Annotated in this window: 13 protein-coding genes; 6 read left to right on the top strand and 7 right to left on the bottom strand. The window is 39.3% G+C overall.

Features of this window, described 5'->3' with window-relative positions; all coding sequences use genetic code 11:
• Positions 1-151: 151 nt before the first annotated feature.
• Together EG365_RS00505 and amvA are read right to left on the bottom strand one after the other, a co-directional pair.
• A complete protein-coding gene (locus tag EG365_RS00505) occupies positions 152-2296 on the bottom strand; it encodes a DNA polymerase III subunit gamma/tau (RefSeq protein ID WP_000285268.1) in 2145 nt (714 codons plus the stop codon).
• A 173-nt stretch (positions 2297-2469) separates the two neighbouring features.
• The gene (gene amvA / locus EG365_RS00510) at positions 2470-3948 is read right to left on the bottom strand and encodes a multidrug efflux MFS transporter AmvA (protein ID WP_001170321.1); all 1479 of its coding nucleotides are present in this window, start codon (positions 3946-3948) and stop codon (positions 2470-2472) included.
• A 125-nt stretch (positions 3949-4073) separates the two neighbouring features.
• On the opposite strand from amvA, the gene EG365_RS00515 reads away from it, so the two are divergent.
• Positions 4074-4652, top strand: a complete 579-nt coding sequence (locus EG365_RS00515) for a TetR family transcriptional regulator (protein WP_000323808.1) — start codon at positions 4074-4076, stop codon at positions 4650-4652.
• 47 nt (positions 4653-4699) lie between these two features.
• Here the strand turns inward: EG365_RS00515 and EG365_RS00520 are convergent, their stop codons facing one another.
• From EG365_RS00520 to EG365_RS00530, 3 genes are all read right to left on the bottom strand, one after another.
• Positions 4700-5959 carry a serine hydrolase domain-containing protein gene (locus tag EG365_RS00520; RefSeq protein WP_000588774.1) on the bottom strand — a complete coding sequence of 420 codons (1260 nt, stop codon included), beginning with the start codon at positions 5957-5959 and terminating at the stop codon, positions 4700-4702.
• A gap of 71 nt (positions 5960-6030) precedes the next feature.
• A complete protein-coding gene (locus EG365_RS00525) occupies positions 6031-6885 on the bottom strand; it encodes a MaoC family dehydratase (protein WP_001097352.1) in 855 nt (284 codons plus the stop codon).
• 74 nt (positions 6886-6959) lie between these two features.
• Positions 6960-8351: a 3-oxoacyl-ACP reductase gene (locus tag EG365_RS00530; protein ID WP_000132121.1), complete on the bottom strand. Its 1392-nt coding sequence runs from the start codon at positions 8349-8351 to the stop codon at positions 6960-6962.
• 235 nt (positions 8352-8586) lie between these two features.
• Between EG365_RS00530 and EG365_RS00535 the strand changes: the two genes are divergently transcribed.
• Entirely contained in the window at positions 8587-10155 is a 1569-nt protein-coding gene (locus tag EG365_RS00535) for an acetyl-CoA C-acetyltransferase (protein WP_000047932.1), read from the top strand.
• A gap of 65 nt (positions 10156-10220) precedes the next feature.
• Here EG365_RS00535 and aceI read toward each other — a convergent pair whose 3' ends face one another.
• Entirely contained in the window at positions 10221-10655 is a 435-nt protein-coding gene (gene aceI / locus EG365_RS00540) for a chlorhexidine efflux PACE transporter AceI (RefSeq protein WP_002156326.1), read from the bottom strand.
• A gap of 90 nt (positions 10656-10745) precedes the next feature.
• On the opposite strand from aceI, the gene EG365_RS00545 reads away from it, so the two are divergent.
• The 3 genes from EG365_RS00545 (at position 10746) to leuE (ending at position 13482) form a co-directional block, all read left to right on the top strand.
• A complete protein-coding gene (locus tag EG365_RS00545; RefSeq protein ID WP_001024734.1) occupies positions 10746-11639 on the top strand; it encodes a LysR family transcriptional regulator in 894 nt (297 codons plus the stop codon).
• A 130-nt stretch (positions 11640-11769) separates the two neighbouring features.
• A complete protein-coding gene (gene tal / locus EG365_RS00550) occupies positions 11770-12759 on the top strand; it encodes a transaldolase (protein WP_000149851.1) in 990 nt (329 codons plus the stop codon).
• Between the two features lie 72 nt (positions 12760-12831).
• The gene (leuE, locus tag EG365_RS00555) at positions 12832-13482 is read left to right on the top strand and encodes a leucine efflux protein LeuE (RefSeq protein ID WP_000467074.1); all 651 of its coding nucleotides are present in this window, start codon (positions 12832-12834) and stop codon (positions 13480-13482) included.
• A 36-nt stretch (positions 13483-13518) separates the two neighbouring features.
• On the opposite strand, the gene EG365_RS00560 is transcribed toward leuE, so the two are convergent.
• Positions 13519-13992, bottom strand: a complete 474-nt coding sequence (locus EG365_RS00560) for an Lrp/AsnC family transcriptional regulator (RefSeq protein WP_000344223.1) — start codon at positions 13990-13992, stop codon at positions 13519-13521.
• Between the two features lie 186 nt (positions 13993-14178).
• Here EG365_RS00560 and EG365_RS00565 point away from each other — a divergent pair, with 186 nt between their 5' ends.
• Positions 14179-15351 carry a benzoate/H(+) symporter BenE family transporter gene (locus EG365_RS00565; protein ID WP_001169529.1) on the top strand — a complete coding sequence of 391 codons (1173 nt, stop codon included), beginning with the start codon at positions 14179-14181 and terminating at the stop codon, positions 15349-15351.
• Positions 15352-15389: the final 38 nt, after the last annotated feature.

Below are 15389 nucleotides of genomic sequence, written 5' to 3' on the forward strand. Positions count from 1 at the left end.
TTTTCATGACGATATATAGTCCATTTAAAATCTAAAATGGCTAACATAGAAAAGTACAATGACAGTGGCGTGACCTGAATATTTCAATCCAGTGAAAACTATGAAAATTCTATTTTTTCAAGTTTCTCACCAGATCAAAACTCAATTGAACTTAAGGTTTTAATTGAATATTTTGCAGCTCACCATCAAAAGTCTCTATGAGGCTTTTAATAACGGGTTGTTGCTGTAATAGTTCTGTAGCCCGATGGAAAGCTTTTTCTTTACGAACGCTTTGCATAACATACGGTGTAGCAGTATTGACTGCACCATACTCGACCGTAAATTGTGTATTTGGCCACTGCTGCTTTAAAGCTTCAATTAAGGCTTGTTGTAGCTGAGTCAACATATTTTCATATTCTTGAGGAATATGGAAAACCGTGTTGCCACCAATTTCCCCAGTCATCACACCATGTTGAGCAAGTTCTTGAACGGCTGGAGAAAGCTGGCTATTTCTAAACCAAAACTCCCACTTTTCAAGTGTCCACTCACCTTCCAAAGTTTGTGATGGCAACTTTAAAATATCTTGTGGCATCAGCTGGCTGTTATCTGTTGCGTTAGGCTCTTTTACCACCACAACTGTTTCAACAATTTCAACTTGCACCAATGACTGTTGTTCAATAACAGGTTCAGAAACCAAGTCATAAGCTGACGTATCTTGAGCAAGTGAAAATTCAGCACTCGATGCTTCAAATAAACCTATAGGCTCAGCAGTAGAAGCTGGTTCAGGTTCGATTTGTTTGACTTGGGTTTCAGCCTGAACTTGTACTAACTTTTGTTCTGGTACCGGAATGAAATCTTCCTCAAGAACACTAACAGTCTCTTGAACAACTGCTGACTCAAGTCCAATCAACTCATGATGATTTGGGTCAAATACCATTAAGTCCTGATCAGGTTCAGGTTCAGGTTCAGGTTCAGGTTCAGGTTCAGGTTCAGGTTCAGGTTCAGGTTCAGGTTCAGGTTCAGGTTCAGGTTCAGGTTCAGGTTCAGGTTCAGGTTCAGGTTCAGGTTCAGGTTCAGGTTCAGGTTCAACCATAGCGGGTTGGCTAATAACTTCAACAGGCTGAACAGCACTTACAGGAGCAATCACTTGGGCTGTTTGAGCTTGTGAATTTAGGCCTACTTCTGCTTGCCCATTTTGTTGAACAGGCTCTGAAACTAAAATTTCATTTGGTGCTAAAGGACGGAATGCCAATAATCGTAAAACGCACATTTCAAAACCTTGCTCTTGCGTTACGGCAAGCTGCAAGTCTGAACGGCCTTTACATGCGATTTGGTAGTAAAGCTGCAAATCTTGAGCAGAAATCAGTTTAGAAAGCTGAAGAATTTTGGCATTAATTTCTTCACTATACTTTAAGCCGAGCTCTGGTAAATATTGTAATAAAGCCAACTCATGCAATGTTGAAATGAGCTGATCCAGTACTAACGAGACATCTAAGGCTTGATATCTAAATTGGAGTAATAACTGGCTCACTTTTTCACGTTGGTTTTGATGAACCGCTAAAATCAAATCATATATGATCGTACGGTCAATCAAGCCAAGCATTTCTTTAACATCTTGATGATGTACAGCACCCTGCCCATAAGCAATCGCTTGGTCAGTTAAAGATAATGCATCACGTAATGAACCTTGAGCAGATTCAGCAATTTGCCAGATTGCATCTTGGTCAGCAGCGATCTGTTCTTTTTCAAGAATAGCACCGAGGTGCTTGGTAATTTCATCTACAGCTAAAGGTCTTAGAGTAAATTGCAAACAACGTGAAATAACCGTAATCGGTAGCTTTTGTGGGTCTGTCGTTGCAAACAAAAACTTAACGTGTTCTGGTGGTTCTTCTAGTGTTTTTAATAACGCATTAAAAGAATGCGTAGAGAGCATATGTACTTCATCAATCAGATAAACTTTAAAACGACCTTGCGTTGGTGCATAAGGAACGTTGTCTAAAAGTTCACGCGTATCTTCTACTTTTGTTCTTGAAGCAGCATCGATTTCGATTAGGTCAATAAAACGGCCTTCATTTACCGCCTTACAAGTGGCACAAACTTCACATGGCGTAGAAGTCACACCTGTTTCACAGTTCAAACACTTGGCTAAAATACGTGCAATTGTAGTTTTACCTACACCACGCGTTCCTGTAAATAAATAAGCATGGTGAAGACGACCGCGTTCCAATGCACTACTTAATGCACGAGAAACATGGTTTTGTCCCACTAACTCATTGAAATTACGTGGACGGTATTTTCTAGCAAGTACTTGATACATGTATGCTCCTTGTTACAGGCATAAGCATACTTTGTTTTTAAAAGAGTGTGAACGTATAAAGCTCATATCCGTACAGATAAACTGCGAACTACATCATTTGTCTGGACTATCAGTGAATTTTAAAGTTTCGAAGAAAAAGTTTTCTACCGAAACTTTAAATACTGTGAAAAATATTAATTTACTTTCTTCGGAAAACTAAACCAGACAAATACAGTTAAAAGGAAGAAACAGATCGCTGAGATGGTAAGTACCCAACTATGTGCATAGCTAAAAGCTTGCTGCGCCACTACAACTAATTGCCCTCCTAAAGGATTTTCAAGATTAGAGGCTAATTGCATGGTTTCTCCAATCGAGATACTCGCTTTTTCAATTAAGTTTGACGGAAGCTCGGCTGGCAAAATAATTGAGCGGCTATAAAACCAAGACAACATTAACCCAAATATAGCAACGCCCAAACCAGCGCCAAGTTCATAGGCCATTCCCTCAATAGCACCTGCTGCACTCGCCTTTTGAGGGGGCACAGATGACATAATGGCAGCAGTTGAGGCCAGTAAGGCAATCTCAATACTAAAGCCCAAAAAGACCATACACGTCCATGCTAAAAAGTGGTCGGTTGAAAAGTTGAGCTGAGCAAGCCCCCATAAACTGAGCGCGCTCACTAAAATACCTAGGCTCGATACTCTACGTAAACCCCATTTATTTAAACAAATACCTGCTAATGGACCACCTAAACTAATTGCAATCATAAATGGAATAATAAACATCGCCGCCTGTAATGGAGAAAACCCGTGTACAAACTGCAACTCTTGAGACAGTAATAATTCAAAGCCAACCAAAGCAATCATGGACACAACTGCCATAACAATACTGGTAGAAATCACAGGATGTTTAAACAATTCCAGATCAATCATTGGTGTCGTAGCTCTTTTTTGGCTTCGAATGAAGTGAATTAATGTGCTTATACCCACCACAAACATCACAACCGTGAGCACCGAGAAGTTATACATAGCCGATTTGATTGAATAGATGAGGCTTAAAATTGCTACAACCAAAACTAAAGCTTGCCCTAAGTTAATTGGCTGATCAGTTTTCTCTTGTTGTTTAGGAATGATCATCACGATCATAACTAGAACCACTAAAATGATCGGGATATTAATGAGGAATACAGCTCCCCAGTGGAAATGCTCTAATACAAAACCACCAACTAGTGGACCAAAAGCTGCTCCACCTCCACCTACTGTAGACCAAAGACCAAGTGCAAAATTTCTCTGTTTTTCTTCGGTAAAAGCATTACGGATACCTGATAAAGTGGCAGGAATAAGCATAGCTGCCCCTAGACCTAAGACAGCACGAGAAGCAATTAAGGCATAGGCAGTTGGAGAAAAAGCCGCAGCTAAAGAACCAACACCAAAAACTGCGGTTCCAATAAATAATAATTTTTTAAAGCCAATACGATCACCGAGTGCACCCATCGGTAAAATCAAACCCGCCATAATCAGCGAATAAATATCAATAATCCATAAAAGCTGATTGGCAGTTAAATTCAATGCTGCACTTAAAGATGGTGTTGCAACATGCATCACCGTTGCATCAATCGTAACAGGTAAATAAATGAGGACGATAATTGTGAGGATTAACCATTTTTTTTGCATAACGCTCTTCGATATCCAAAACTTGGACATGTGTTCAAATTGCGGTTATTATATACACAATTGGACACTTGTCCAACTTTAAATTTTAATGTAGTTTGTGTCGAATTCAGTCAGGTGTAAGAAACATGGCCTATCTTAATCGCGATCAACGCAGAGAAATGATTCTGCAAGCTGCCATGCAAATTGCTTTGGCTGAAGGTTTTACAGCCATGACGGTACGTCGAATCGCAACAGAAGCACAAACCTCTACCGGACAAGTCCATCATCATTTTTCTTCGGCATCTCATTTAAAAGCTGAAGCTTTTTTAAAGCTGATGGAACAGCTTGATGAAATTGAACAAACTCTCCAAACAACTAGCCAATTTCAAAGACTCTTCATCTTATTAGGTGCAGAAAATATAGACAGGCTTCAGCCCTACTTACGTTTATGGAATGAAGCTGAACTCTTAATTGAACAAGATATTGAAATACAAAAAGCGTATAACCTCGCCATGCAAAGTTGGCATCAAGCTATTGTGCAATCGATTGAATGCGGTCAAAAAGAAGGCGAATTTAAAAATAGGTCTAATTCCACAGATATTGCGTGGCGACTCATTGCCTTTGTGTGTGGATTAGAAGGGATTTATAAACTTGGTTTACAAGGTTTAGTTGAAGAAGATTTTAAGCGTCATACCGAAGCAATTATTCGCCTAGAATTATTATAAATGTTGAGCTGGCATTGCTTAAAAATACCAGCTTTAAAATACTAAAATTAGAACCAGCCTTTACGGCCTTTTAAAATTTGGTCTGTGCAACGTAAAGCTTCTTGGGTCAGCCCCCACAAACGATAATCGCCTGTGATTGAACCAATCTGGAAGTTATGAGTATAAGCAAAGCTGAGGTCACGCTCAGGATCACACCACGCTCCTGAACCATTGTAACCAATATGTCCAAAGCCATTTTTTGCACGTTTACCCATAGTAATAATGCGGTGATATCCTAAGCGCCAATTCATCGGTATTGGCATGACACGATCACGTGCATAACTTTGAATAGTACTAAGTTCTTTAAATATTTCTGGGCGAATCAATTGCTGTCCATCCCATTCACCTTGATTTGCTAGCATCGCATAAATTTTAGCAAGGCTATTTGCAGTAAATGTCCCGTTCGCTGCCGGAATGACTGCTTGTAACCCTTCATCACTAAAGAAACTAAAATGCTTCATTCCTTTTGGAATCATGGCATCCTGAAAATCTTGCGGGTCTTGTCCAGTCCACGTAATCATTTTTTCAGAGAGTGAACTCTTGCGTGCTTGAGGCTTTTTAGGTTTTTCAACTTGGGGAGCCGCTGGTTTTTCAGGTTTTGGTTGAATAATTAAACGTGCTACACGGTCTAGCTCACTTGCAGGTGTACCAAAATAAGCACCGTCTAACTGCAAAGGCTCAACGAGATATTTTTGCATGAGCTGATCTAAAGATTGACCAGTTGCTTTTTCAAGTACTCCACCGACAAGCCAGCCAAATGTTAAAGCTTGATAAGCATTGCCCTCTCCGGCAAGGAATCTAGGCTTAGTCGCTGCAATCACATTTAACATATGTGACCAGTCGAACATTTCCCTCGCACTTTCGATAATATTTCGAACATCAAACATACCACTTTGATGACTTAGCACATGACGTAAAGTCATTTGCTCTTTACCATTTTGAGCAAATTCAGGCCAATAAGTCGCAATCGGTTTATCGTATTCTAAAAAACCTTCACTTACTAAAATATGCGCTAAGGTTGCAAGTACGCCTTTACCTGTAGAATAGCAAACTGCCAAAGTATCGGGTTGCCAAGCTTCAGTTTGTGATTTGAGACCTGTATAAATATCTACAACTTTCTGGCCTCTAAAATAAACCGCTAATGCAGCTCCACCTTGTCCAGTTCTAGCATCTTGAAGACGGCTGAACTGGTGAGCTAAATCAATAAAACGTTCATCTAAAATACCGTGATAGTTATGGGTATCGGCCAGTAAAATTTCTTTAATCACATGAAGTTCCTTGCATTTTTTGTTATTTTGCTCAAAAGCAGCCCAAACCTCTGTTCAGGCTGCTGCTATTTTTATAATGCTTTTACAGTTCCTGCAACATGCGGTTTTTGTGATTTGGCATTACGAATCAAGAAATCTGTCTTTTTATCTGCATTTGCAGTTAAAAACTCAACTTTTGATGGCAAGAACATTGGTAGCTTAAACCACACATCTGCTTCATAAGCATTTGGCAACTCAAGGTTCGCTAAAGCTTTTGCTTTGCTCCACATGCCATGCGCAATGGCTTGCTTAAAACCAAATGCTTTTGCAGTAATGGCATGAATGTGAATTAAGTTAAAATCACCAGACACTTTCGCATAACGGCGGCCTGTGTTTTCTAAAATATTCCACTCTGCCTTTGGAACATAAGATGGCGCTTGTTCTTCTTTGGCTTTCTCACCTACTCTTTTCTCAACTTTTTGGCGAGATAAATAAGTTGTTAAGCCTTCCATCACCACTTCGTTGCCAACTTTTGCCGTGGTAATAAAGTCAAACTGAACACCTTTATCATGTGGTTTTAGTTCCCCAAATTTACATGACAGAGTGAGTTTTTCAGTTACGCCAATCGGTCTGGTCTGTTTAATCTGGTTACGGATATGCACTAAACCTAAAATTGGAAATGGAAAGGCTTCTGCTGTCATCATGTGCATTTGCAAGCTTTGAGAAAGCACAGCCAAATAAATTGCTGGTACAAAGCCATTATTTTGAAAGCCACATACTTCGTTATAAGCTTTGAGATGGTTCTGATCAATTTCTAAAGTATCTACCACATATTCAACTTGCGGTAAGATTTTTGGGCCTTTAGGTTTTTTAAAAATTAAACCTTGCACTACTTTTGGATAAGCCAATGCCGCTTTTGGTAGCTGGCTAAAATGACGAGTATTCATACCTAACCTTTTATAATTTATAAATTCTTGAATAAAAAAGGGATGCACAAGCACCCCTATTTAGCTAAAAGTGCTTAAGCGCCCAACAAGCTTTGACCGCACACGCGTACAACGTTGCCATTTACACCTGTAGAAGCAGTTGATGCAAACCATGCAATCGTTTCTGCTACATCAACAGGTAAACCACCTTGTTGCATTGAGTTCATACGGCGACCAGCTTCACGAATCGCAAATGGAATCGCAGCAGTCATTTGGGTCTCGATAAAGCCAGGTGCTACTGCGTTAATGGTAATACCATTTTTTAGAATAGGCGCAGTAAATTTCACTAGACCAATTACACCTGCTTTAGATGCAGCATAGTTGGTTTGACCAAGGTTACCAGCAATACCACTAATTGATGATACACAAACAATGCGGCCATTTGCATTTAGACCATCGTTTTCTAACAAGTAGTCGTTTACGCGTTCAGCAGCAGACAAGTTAATGTTAATTACCAAGTCCCAAAGCTCTGGCTTCATGTTTGCCAAAGTTTTGTCGCGTGTAATACCTGCGTTATGAACAATAATATCTAAACCGCCTTGTTTTGCCGCAGCAGCTTTAATTTTTTCGCCCGCATCAGCAGCTGTAATGTCAATTGCCAATGTAGAACCGCCAATGTCAGCTGCTACACGGTCAAGGTCAGCTTGTTGTTGTGGTACGTCTAAACAAATAACATGCGCGCCGTCTCGAGCCAATACATGTGCAATTGCCTCACCAATACCACGGCTTGCACCAGTTACTAATGCAGTTTTTCCAGCAAGTGGTTTTGCCCAATCAACATCAACCACATCTGCTTTAGAAACACGAATCACTTGACCAGATACATAAGCTGAACGTGGAGAAAGCAAGAAACGTAATGTTGATTCAAGGTTTGCAGCAGCACCTTCGTCTACATACACAACTTGAGCAGTAATACCCTTTTTAAATTCTTTACCTACAGATTTGATAAAACCTTCAAGTGCACGCTGAGCAATCGCTTGTTTTACAGTTTTCGCAGTTTCAGGCGTTGTACCAATAACAATCACTCGACCAGAAGTCGCAACTTGACGTGCAATCGGATTAAAGAATTTATAAAGTTCGTTTAACTGTTCTGAGTTTTGAATACCAGATGCATCAAATACAACAGCCTTAAATTTTGATTCTTTATCGCCTGCATTGAATGGACGTAAATTTAAACCAACTTTTGCAGCTTCTTGTTGTAATGCAACATTATTGCCTACATAGCTATCTGTATGAATATTGCTAAGTACTTGTGCAATCGCACCAGACAAAACGCTTGATGGCGCCGCGCCAACCAATACTGCACCTTTCACTACTGGCTGAGCACTTTCAAAACGCTCTAATACAACAGGCGAAGGTAAACCCAGATTTTTAACAACGAATTTACCAATAGGAGATTGCGTAAATGCTTGGTATTGATCAGTCATGATTATTATCTCTCAAAGAAATGAATTTTCTACGACAGGCTTCATTATGTTATGAGATGGATAGAAACAATATGAAAGCAGTCGTTCATTAGAGTTACTCCAAATCATACTTGAGTTCATCTTTGGATGTCTTGACCTGAATGCTATCTACAATGTCATTCTAGTCAATACAGGTCTATTTGAATTGTGTTAAGGTAGCTAACAAGAATATCGTTATTATGCTTGGAAAAGCCTTATGAGCAAAACAACTCAAGAAAATCCAGCAGTCGAGAATTCTGCTCAGGAAAAAGTGTCAAATACATCAAAGTCGGCTTCTAACACGGCTAAGCATAACAGCACTACTCCTAAAGCAGCAACTAATACACCAAAAACGACACGTACTCGTTCAACGACTGCACCTGCACGTAGCCCTCGTAGTAAGAGCGCTGCTTCAGCAACCCCGTCTACATCTTCAAATGTAGCTGCAGCACCAAAAGCAACAAAAACCAAAACTTCTGTTCAACAGGATAAAACCATGAGTCAAAACACTGTTCGCCGCGTTGCAATCCTTGGTGGCAACCGTATTCCATTTGCACGTTCAAATACTGCCTACTTTAAAGCGTCTAATTCTGACATGCTGACAGCAGCATTGAATGGTTTGGTTGAGCGCTTTAACTTACAAGGTAAACGTATTGGCGAAGTTGTTGCGGGCGCTGTTTTAAAACATAGCCGTGACTTCAACATGACTCGTGAAGTTGTATTGAGCACAGATCTTGCTCCTGAAACTCCTGCTTACGACATCCAAATTGCATGTGGTACAGGTTTACAAGCAGCATTTGTTGTTGCTAACAAAATTGCGCTTGGTCAAATCGACGTAGGTATTGCAGGTGGCGTAGATACAACTTCTGACGCACCGATTGCTGTAGGTGATGGTTTACGTAAAGTTTTACTTGAGCTTAATGTTGCTAAAACAGGTAAAGACCGTCTTAAAGCTCTAACAAAGATTGATTTTAAAAAGCTTCTTGATGCACCAAGCAATGGTGAACCACGTACTGGCCTTTCAATGGGTGAGCACCAAGCAATCACTGCATTAGAATGGGGTATCACTCGTGAAGCACAAGACGAGCTAGCTGCAAGCAGCCATCAAAAACTTGCTGCTGCTTATGAGCGTGGTTTTTTTGATGACTTAATGACTCCATTCTTAGGTCTTAACCGTGACAACAACTTACGTCCTGACAGTACAGTTGAAAAACTTGCTAAGTTAAAACCAGTTTTCGGTAAAGGCGAAACTGCAACAATGACAGCGGGTAACTCAACTCCGTTGACTGATGGTGCTTCTGTGGTATTGCTTGCTTCTGAAGAATGGGCAAAAGAAAACGGACATGAAGTTTTAGCTTATCTTTCTTTCTCTGAAACAGCAGCTGTTGACTTCATTGGTAAGAGCGGGCCTAAAGAAGGCTTATTGATGGCTCCTGCTTATGCAGTACCTCGTATGCTTAAGCGTGCTAACCTTAAGCTTCAAGACTTCGATTTCTACGAAATCCATGAAGCATTTGCATCTCAAGTACTCTCTACCTTAAAAGCTTGGGAAGATGAAAAATTCTGTAAAGAACGTCTTGGCTTAGATGCACCATTGGGTTCAATTGACCGCTCTAAACTGAACGTAAATGGTTCATCTTTAGGTGCAGGTCACCCATTTGCTGCAACTGGTGGTCGTATCTTGGCTACTGCAGCTAAATTAATTAATGAAAAAGGTTCAGGCCGCGCATTAATCTCGATCTGTACAGCAGGCGGTGAAGGTGTGGTTGCGATTGTAGAAAAATAATTTCTATTTATCGACCAAAAAATAAGCACCCATCTGGGTGCTTATTTCATTTCAATCTATGTGAATTAATGAAGTGATGCTGCTTTAGCATTTGGGAAAAACTTATCTTCAATATGGTCATAGCACCACTGGAAAATAAAGGTATAAACCAAAATACATAAGGTCAAACCTATATCTAAAATAAATGCATCAATCACTGTCATCTGCATCATATATGCAATCATTGGAACAGTCGCAATCAGCAAACCACCCTCAAAACCAATCGCATGTAAAATCCGCACAGAGATCGTTCTTTCCCAATTAAATTTATGTTCTACTTTTTCGAAATAGTGGTTAAAAATCATATTCCAGAAAACTGAAACCACTGCCATAAACACACCAAGTGTTCCGGTCACTTCCATCGGCATGTCAAAAATAAAACTTAATGCAATCGCAATGATGACCAACAAAATTCCTTCATAACTGATTGCATGAATGAGTCTTCTCTTGGAAATCAACATTTTTAAATACTCAATAATAACTTGGATAATGTGCATTTTATTTTTATAATTTTGATTAATCCAATCAGGTTCTTTCATTTTTTTTGACAGATGAATATTAATCAAGAACAACTACTCATGTTCCAAGCCGTTATGGAAACAGGTTCATTTTCAGCAGCAGCAAGGAAACTCGGTAAAGTCCCCTCTGCTGTGAGTATGTCGATTGCTAATTTAGAAATCGATTTGAACCTGACTTTATTTGAGCGTAAAGGCCGTGAACCTACCCCAACAGCCGAAGCAAGAGTGCTATATGAAAAAACGGCGCAACTATTGATTGAAATGAATCAATGGAAACAGCACGCGCATGCATTAAGTACTGGGCTGGAACCTAATCTTACTATTGTTGTGGTGTCTGAGCTGCTACATACCAATTGGACCGACTATGTTTGCCTGCTAGAAAGTCGCTTTCCCGATCTACAAATTAATATTGTGTCTGCCCCTCAAGAAGATGCGCTTCAAATGTTGTTAGATGGATCTGCCCAACTGGCCCTTATGTTTGAACGTGAGCATTTAGACAATAGAGAACAGTTTGTTGAACTCAAACGTGAAGCCTTAATTCCTGTTATTTCAAAAACCCATCCGCTCGCAAGCCAAGAGCATGTTTCATATGAGCAGATTTTAGGTACAAGACAAATTGTGGTGGCAAGTCGAGATGAAACATTAAAACCCGAATTATTATTTTCAAAACATTACTGGCGTACAGACAACCACCACTCTGCTTGCTTAATGATTTTACGTAATTTAGGTTGGGGCGTACTTCCGCAAGAGATGTTTAAAGAAAATCCTGAGTTAAACAATAAACTTAAAGCATTAGATGTATTTGATTTTACACCTCGATTTGAATATTACGTTGATTTGGTCTGGAGCCGCGAAAGTGAACTCGGTGCTGCTGCACGGTTTTTGATTGACTATATTCGTAATAAGCGAATGCAACCGACTCCCTAAAATCATTTCAATTTAGATGCAGAACCTAAACGTTTTTCTTTGAAACATAACAATTGATATATCGACAGTATGGATAGAGTTTGTGCTATAAAGAAAACATAAGATTTTTTATTGAAGATGTTGAATATCAATGACTCATACAGCACTTGACCAATTAAAAACATTAACGACCGTTGTTGCTGACAGTAGCGACCTTGAAGCAATTCGTAAATTTCGTCCCTTAGATGCTACGACGAATCCTTCGTTAATTACCGCTGCAGCAGAGCAACCAGAAAGTAAAGAGCTCATTGAAGATGCTTATTATCAAGCCAAAGAAGAAGGCTATAAAAATGATGAACTGATTGAAAGAACCATTGATATTTTAACCGTAAAATTTGGTGTAGAAATTTTAAAACTCATTGAAGGCCGTGTTTCTACAGAAGTCGATGCTGCACTTTCATATGACACCGAAGCGACCATTCAAAAAGCACATGAATTATGTGAGCTTTATAAAGGTTATGGGATTGATCAGTCACGTATTCTGATTAAAATTGCATCGACTTGGGAAGGTATTCAAGCGGCTAAAGTGTTAGAAGCTGAAGGTATTGCTTGTAACCTCACTCTCCTTTTCGGTTTACATCAAGCCCAAGCGTGTGCAGATGCCAAAGTTACTTTAATCTCACCTTTTGTAGGCCGTATTTTAGACTGGTACAAAAAAGCTGAAGGTGTAGATTCTTACCCAATCGAGAAAGATCCAGGTGTGGTTTCAGTTAAGAAAATCTACACTTATTACAAGCAGCAAAATATTCCAACTCAAGTCATGGGTGCGAGCTTCCGTAGCATCGACCAGGTGCTTGGCCTTGCAGGATGTGATTTGCTTACGATCTCTCCAAGCTTGCTAACGCAGCTTGAACAAGATACGCGTACAGTCGATGCAGCACTTGATGCAAACAAAGCAAAACAGGCAGAAGCGATTGTTAGACCAGCTCAAGATGAGCAAAGTTTTAAAGATGAACTTAACCATGACTTAATGGCATTCCAACTTTTACAAGGTGGTGTTGATGGCTTTATTAAAGCGCGAGATCAATTAAGTCTTTTATTACGTCAATCTTTTGGAATTGATGCAGAAATTAAATCTTAAAAACTGCACTTTTCATACAAAATTACCGATTTTTGTTATCATGACAAAAATCGGTTTTTTATTGGGTTTATCGTGTTCGGCATAACAGACTTAACAACATATATTATTGGTACATTCCTAATTGTGTTATTGCCAGGGCCCAATTCTCTTTATGTGATGTCTATTGCTTCACGCTATGGTATTAAAACCGGATATATGGGTGCACTTGGTATTTTTACTGGTGACTTAATTTTAATGCTCTGTACTGTACTTGGTGCGGCTTCTTTACTAAAAGCATTCCCTTGGGTTTTTATCGTACTCAAACTCGTCGGCGCACTTTACTTGTCTTATTTAGGTTTTAAGCTTTTACAAGGCAGCATTCAGCGCTGGAAATTACGTAATCAACCCCAAGCAGAAATGGCTGATTTACCTGCTTTAGATAAAGTTCACCCTTATAAAACAGCCTTAAGTATTAGTTTACTCAACCCTAAAGCGATTTTATTTTTCCTGTCTTTCTTTGTGCAGTTCGTTGAACCGGATTATGCCTATCCAGCTTTAAGCTTTTTAATTTTAGCGGTGATTTTACAAATTATTAGCTTTAGTTATTTAACTGCGCTTATTTTCTCTGGAATTAAACTTTCAACTTTTTTCAAACAAAACCATAAAATTGCAGCAAGCGGAATTTTCTTAGTTGGCATTTTATTTTTCGGATTTGGTTTAAAGCTGGCAACTTCAACAATGTAAGCTGCCGAGTCAAGGAAGTCAGAATCTATTAGGTTGTTAAAATGCCAGCATGCCATCTGTTTTAACTTCATTGAGCACAAAAAATGTTCTTACCTGTCTTACCCCAGGTAAGGCAATAATTTTTTCACTATGAAAACGGTTAAAAGCAGCCAAATCTTTAACACGAATTTTTAGAAAGTAATCGACTTCTCCAGCAACCAAGTAACATTCTAGAACATTCTCCAAATCACCTGCTGCTTGTTCAAATGCCTGAAAGCTATCAGGTGTCGAGCGATCCAGCACTACTCCGACCAAAACAATAGTCTCACGTTGCACCATACCCGGATTAATTCGAGCACGCACATCCAAGATGGCCCCAATCTTAAAAAGACGCTGAGTATGGTTCCAACATGACGAAGTACTAATGCCAACAAGTTTTGCCAGTTCAGCATTACTTAAACGTCCATTCTCTTGTAAACAGCGCATAATTTTCAATTCAAGAGGTGTTAAATTTTCAGCCTGCTCATCCATAAAACAATATCCCAAATTCACCGTTTGTTATGAAATAAATAATATCATTAATGGCTATTTAAAAAATATTCTTTCATTTTAAAGTCAAAAATAGAAAGCACCTTCTTAAAAAAAATTGTTAGATTTACCTAGCTGAAAACATAGGCAGAAACATATTAATTTTTCAGGGACTTAGAACATTTAGCTATGCAAAAGATTCTTCAAGATTTCTCAATACCAGCCGTATTTGCTGGTTTTATTACCTTTCTTATTGGTATTAGTGTTTCAGCTATTTTAGTGATTCAGGCTGCTCAAGCTTTAGGTGCGTCATCTGAACAAATCACCTCATGGTTTTGGGCTTTAGGCTTAGGTATTGGTTTATCAGGACTCATCCTTTCTCGGAAATTTAAATATCCCGTAGCAACAGCTTGGTCAACTGCGGGCCTCGCTTTAATTATGGCAACAGGTAGTGGCTATAGTTTAAATGAAGCAATTGGCGCTTTTTTAGTAGGTGGTTTACTTACTGCGATTTTAGGCTTTTCAGGTATATTCCAAAAAGCGCTTTCCTATATACCACAAAGCTTAACCAGTGCCATGCTTGCCGGAGTTTTGCTTAAGTTTGGGATTTCGCTTTTCGCGAGCTTGCAAAATGATTGGATATTTGTTTTATCTTTACTCGCTATTTATGTCATTACAAAAAGATTATGGCCGCGTTACAGCATTGTATTTACCGCCTTGGCAGGTATTGCCCTCTGCCCTGTCTTTTTAAACTTTCATATGCCTACTCTTGAGTGGTCCTTGGCTAAACCCGTTTGGATTAGTCCTGAATTTAGCTGGTCAGCACTTTTAGGCTTAGCATTACCACTTTTTGTGATTAGCATGGTGTCGCAATATTTACCTGGTATAGCCATGATCAAGAGTTATGGCTATAAACCACATGTTAATCAACTGATTGGTTGGACTGGTTTAACTCAAGTTGTGCTCGCACCTTTTGGATGTTACAGCGTTAATATTGCTGCGATAAGTGCTGCCGTAAGCTTAGATGACCAAGTTCATCCTGATCCAAGCAAACGTTATATTGCGGGTATAAGCTGTGGCTTTTTTTATGTGTTGATGGGGCTATTTGCTGCAACCCTCACAAGCTTGCTGATGTCTTTTCCTCATATTTTTATTGTAGCGTTAGCAGGCATTGCCTTACTTGGTACCATTAGCCATAACATTGCACTAGCGTTTGGTCCAGTTGAAGACCGCGAAGCGGCATTATTTACTTTTTTATGTAGTGCATCAGGTATCCAATTTTTCGGTGTTGGTTCAGCTTTCTGGGGACTGATTGTCGGTATTGTTGTATTTATAGTCCTTAAATTTAAAGCTAAAAAATAAGGCTTAAACGAAAGAGTTTGCGCTTCATCATTTAGAGA

It is taken from the genome of Acinetobacter sp. FDAARGOS_494, assembly GCF_003812225.1.
Lineage (GTDB): Bacteria > Pseudomonadota > Gammaproteobacteria > Pseudomonadales > Moraxellaceae > Acinetobacter > Acinetobacter baumannii.

Coding starts and splice junctions, on each gene's coding strand:
- EG365_RS00505 (WP_000285268.1), bottom strand. CDS start 2,296: ATGTATCAAGTACTTGCTAGAAAATACCGTCCACGTAATTTCAATGAG.
- amvA (WP_001170321.1), bottom strand. CDS start 3,948: ATGCAAAAAAAATGGTTAATCCTCACAATTATCGTCCTCATTTATTTA.
- EG365_RS00515 (WP_000323808.1), top strand. CDS start 4,074: ATGGCCTATCTTAATCGCGATCAACGCAGAGAAATGATTCTGCAAGCT.
- EG365_RS00525 (WP_001097352.1), bottom strand. CDS start 6,885: ATGAATACTCGTCATTTTAGCCAGCTACCAAAAGCGGCATTGGCTTAT.
- EG365_RS00530 (WP_000132121.1), bottom strand. CDS start 8,351: ATGACTGATCAATACCAAGCATTTACGCAATCTCCTATTGGTAAATTC.
- EG365_RS00535 (WP_000047932.1), top strand. CDS start 8,587: ATGAGCAAAACAACTCAAGAAAATCCAGCAGTCGAGAATTCTGCTCAG.
- aceI (WP_002156326.1), bottom strand. CDS start 10,655: ATGTTGATTTCCAAGAGAAGACTCATTCATGCAATCAGTTATGAAGGA.
- EG365_RS00545 (WP_001024734.1), top strand. CDS start 10,746: ATGAATATTAATCAAGAACAACTACTCATGTTCCAAGCCGTTATGGAA.
- tal (WP_000149851.1), top strand. CDS start 11,770: ATGACTCATACAGCACTTGACCAATTAAAAACATTAACGACCGTTGTT.
- EG365_RS00560 (WP_000344223.1), bottom strand. CDS start 13,992: ATGGATGAGCAGGCTGAAAATTTAACACCTCTTGAATTGAAAATTATG.
- EG365_RS00565 (WP_001169529.1), top strand. CDS start 14,179: ATGCAAAAGATTCTTCAAGATTTCTCAATACCAGCCGTATTTGCTGGT.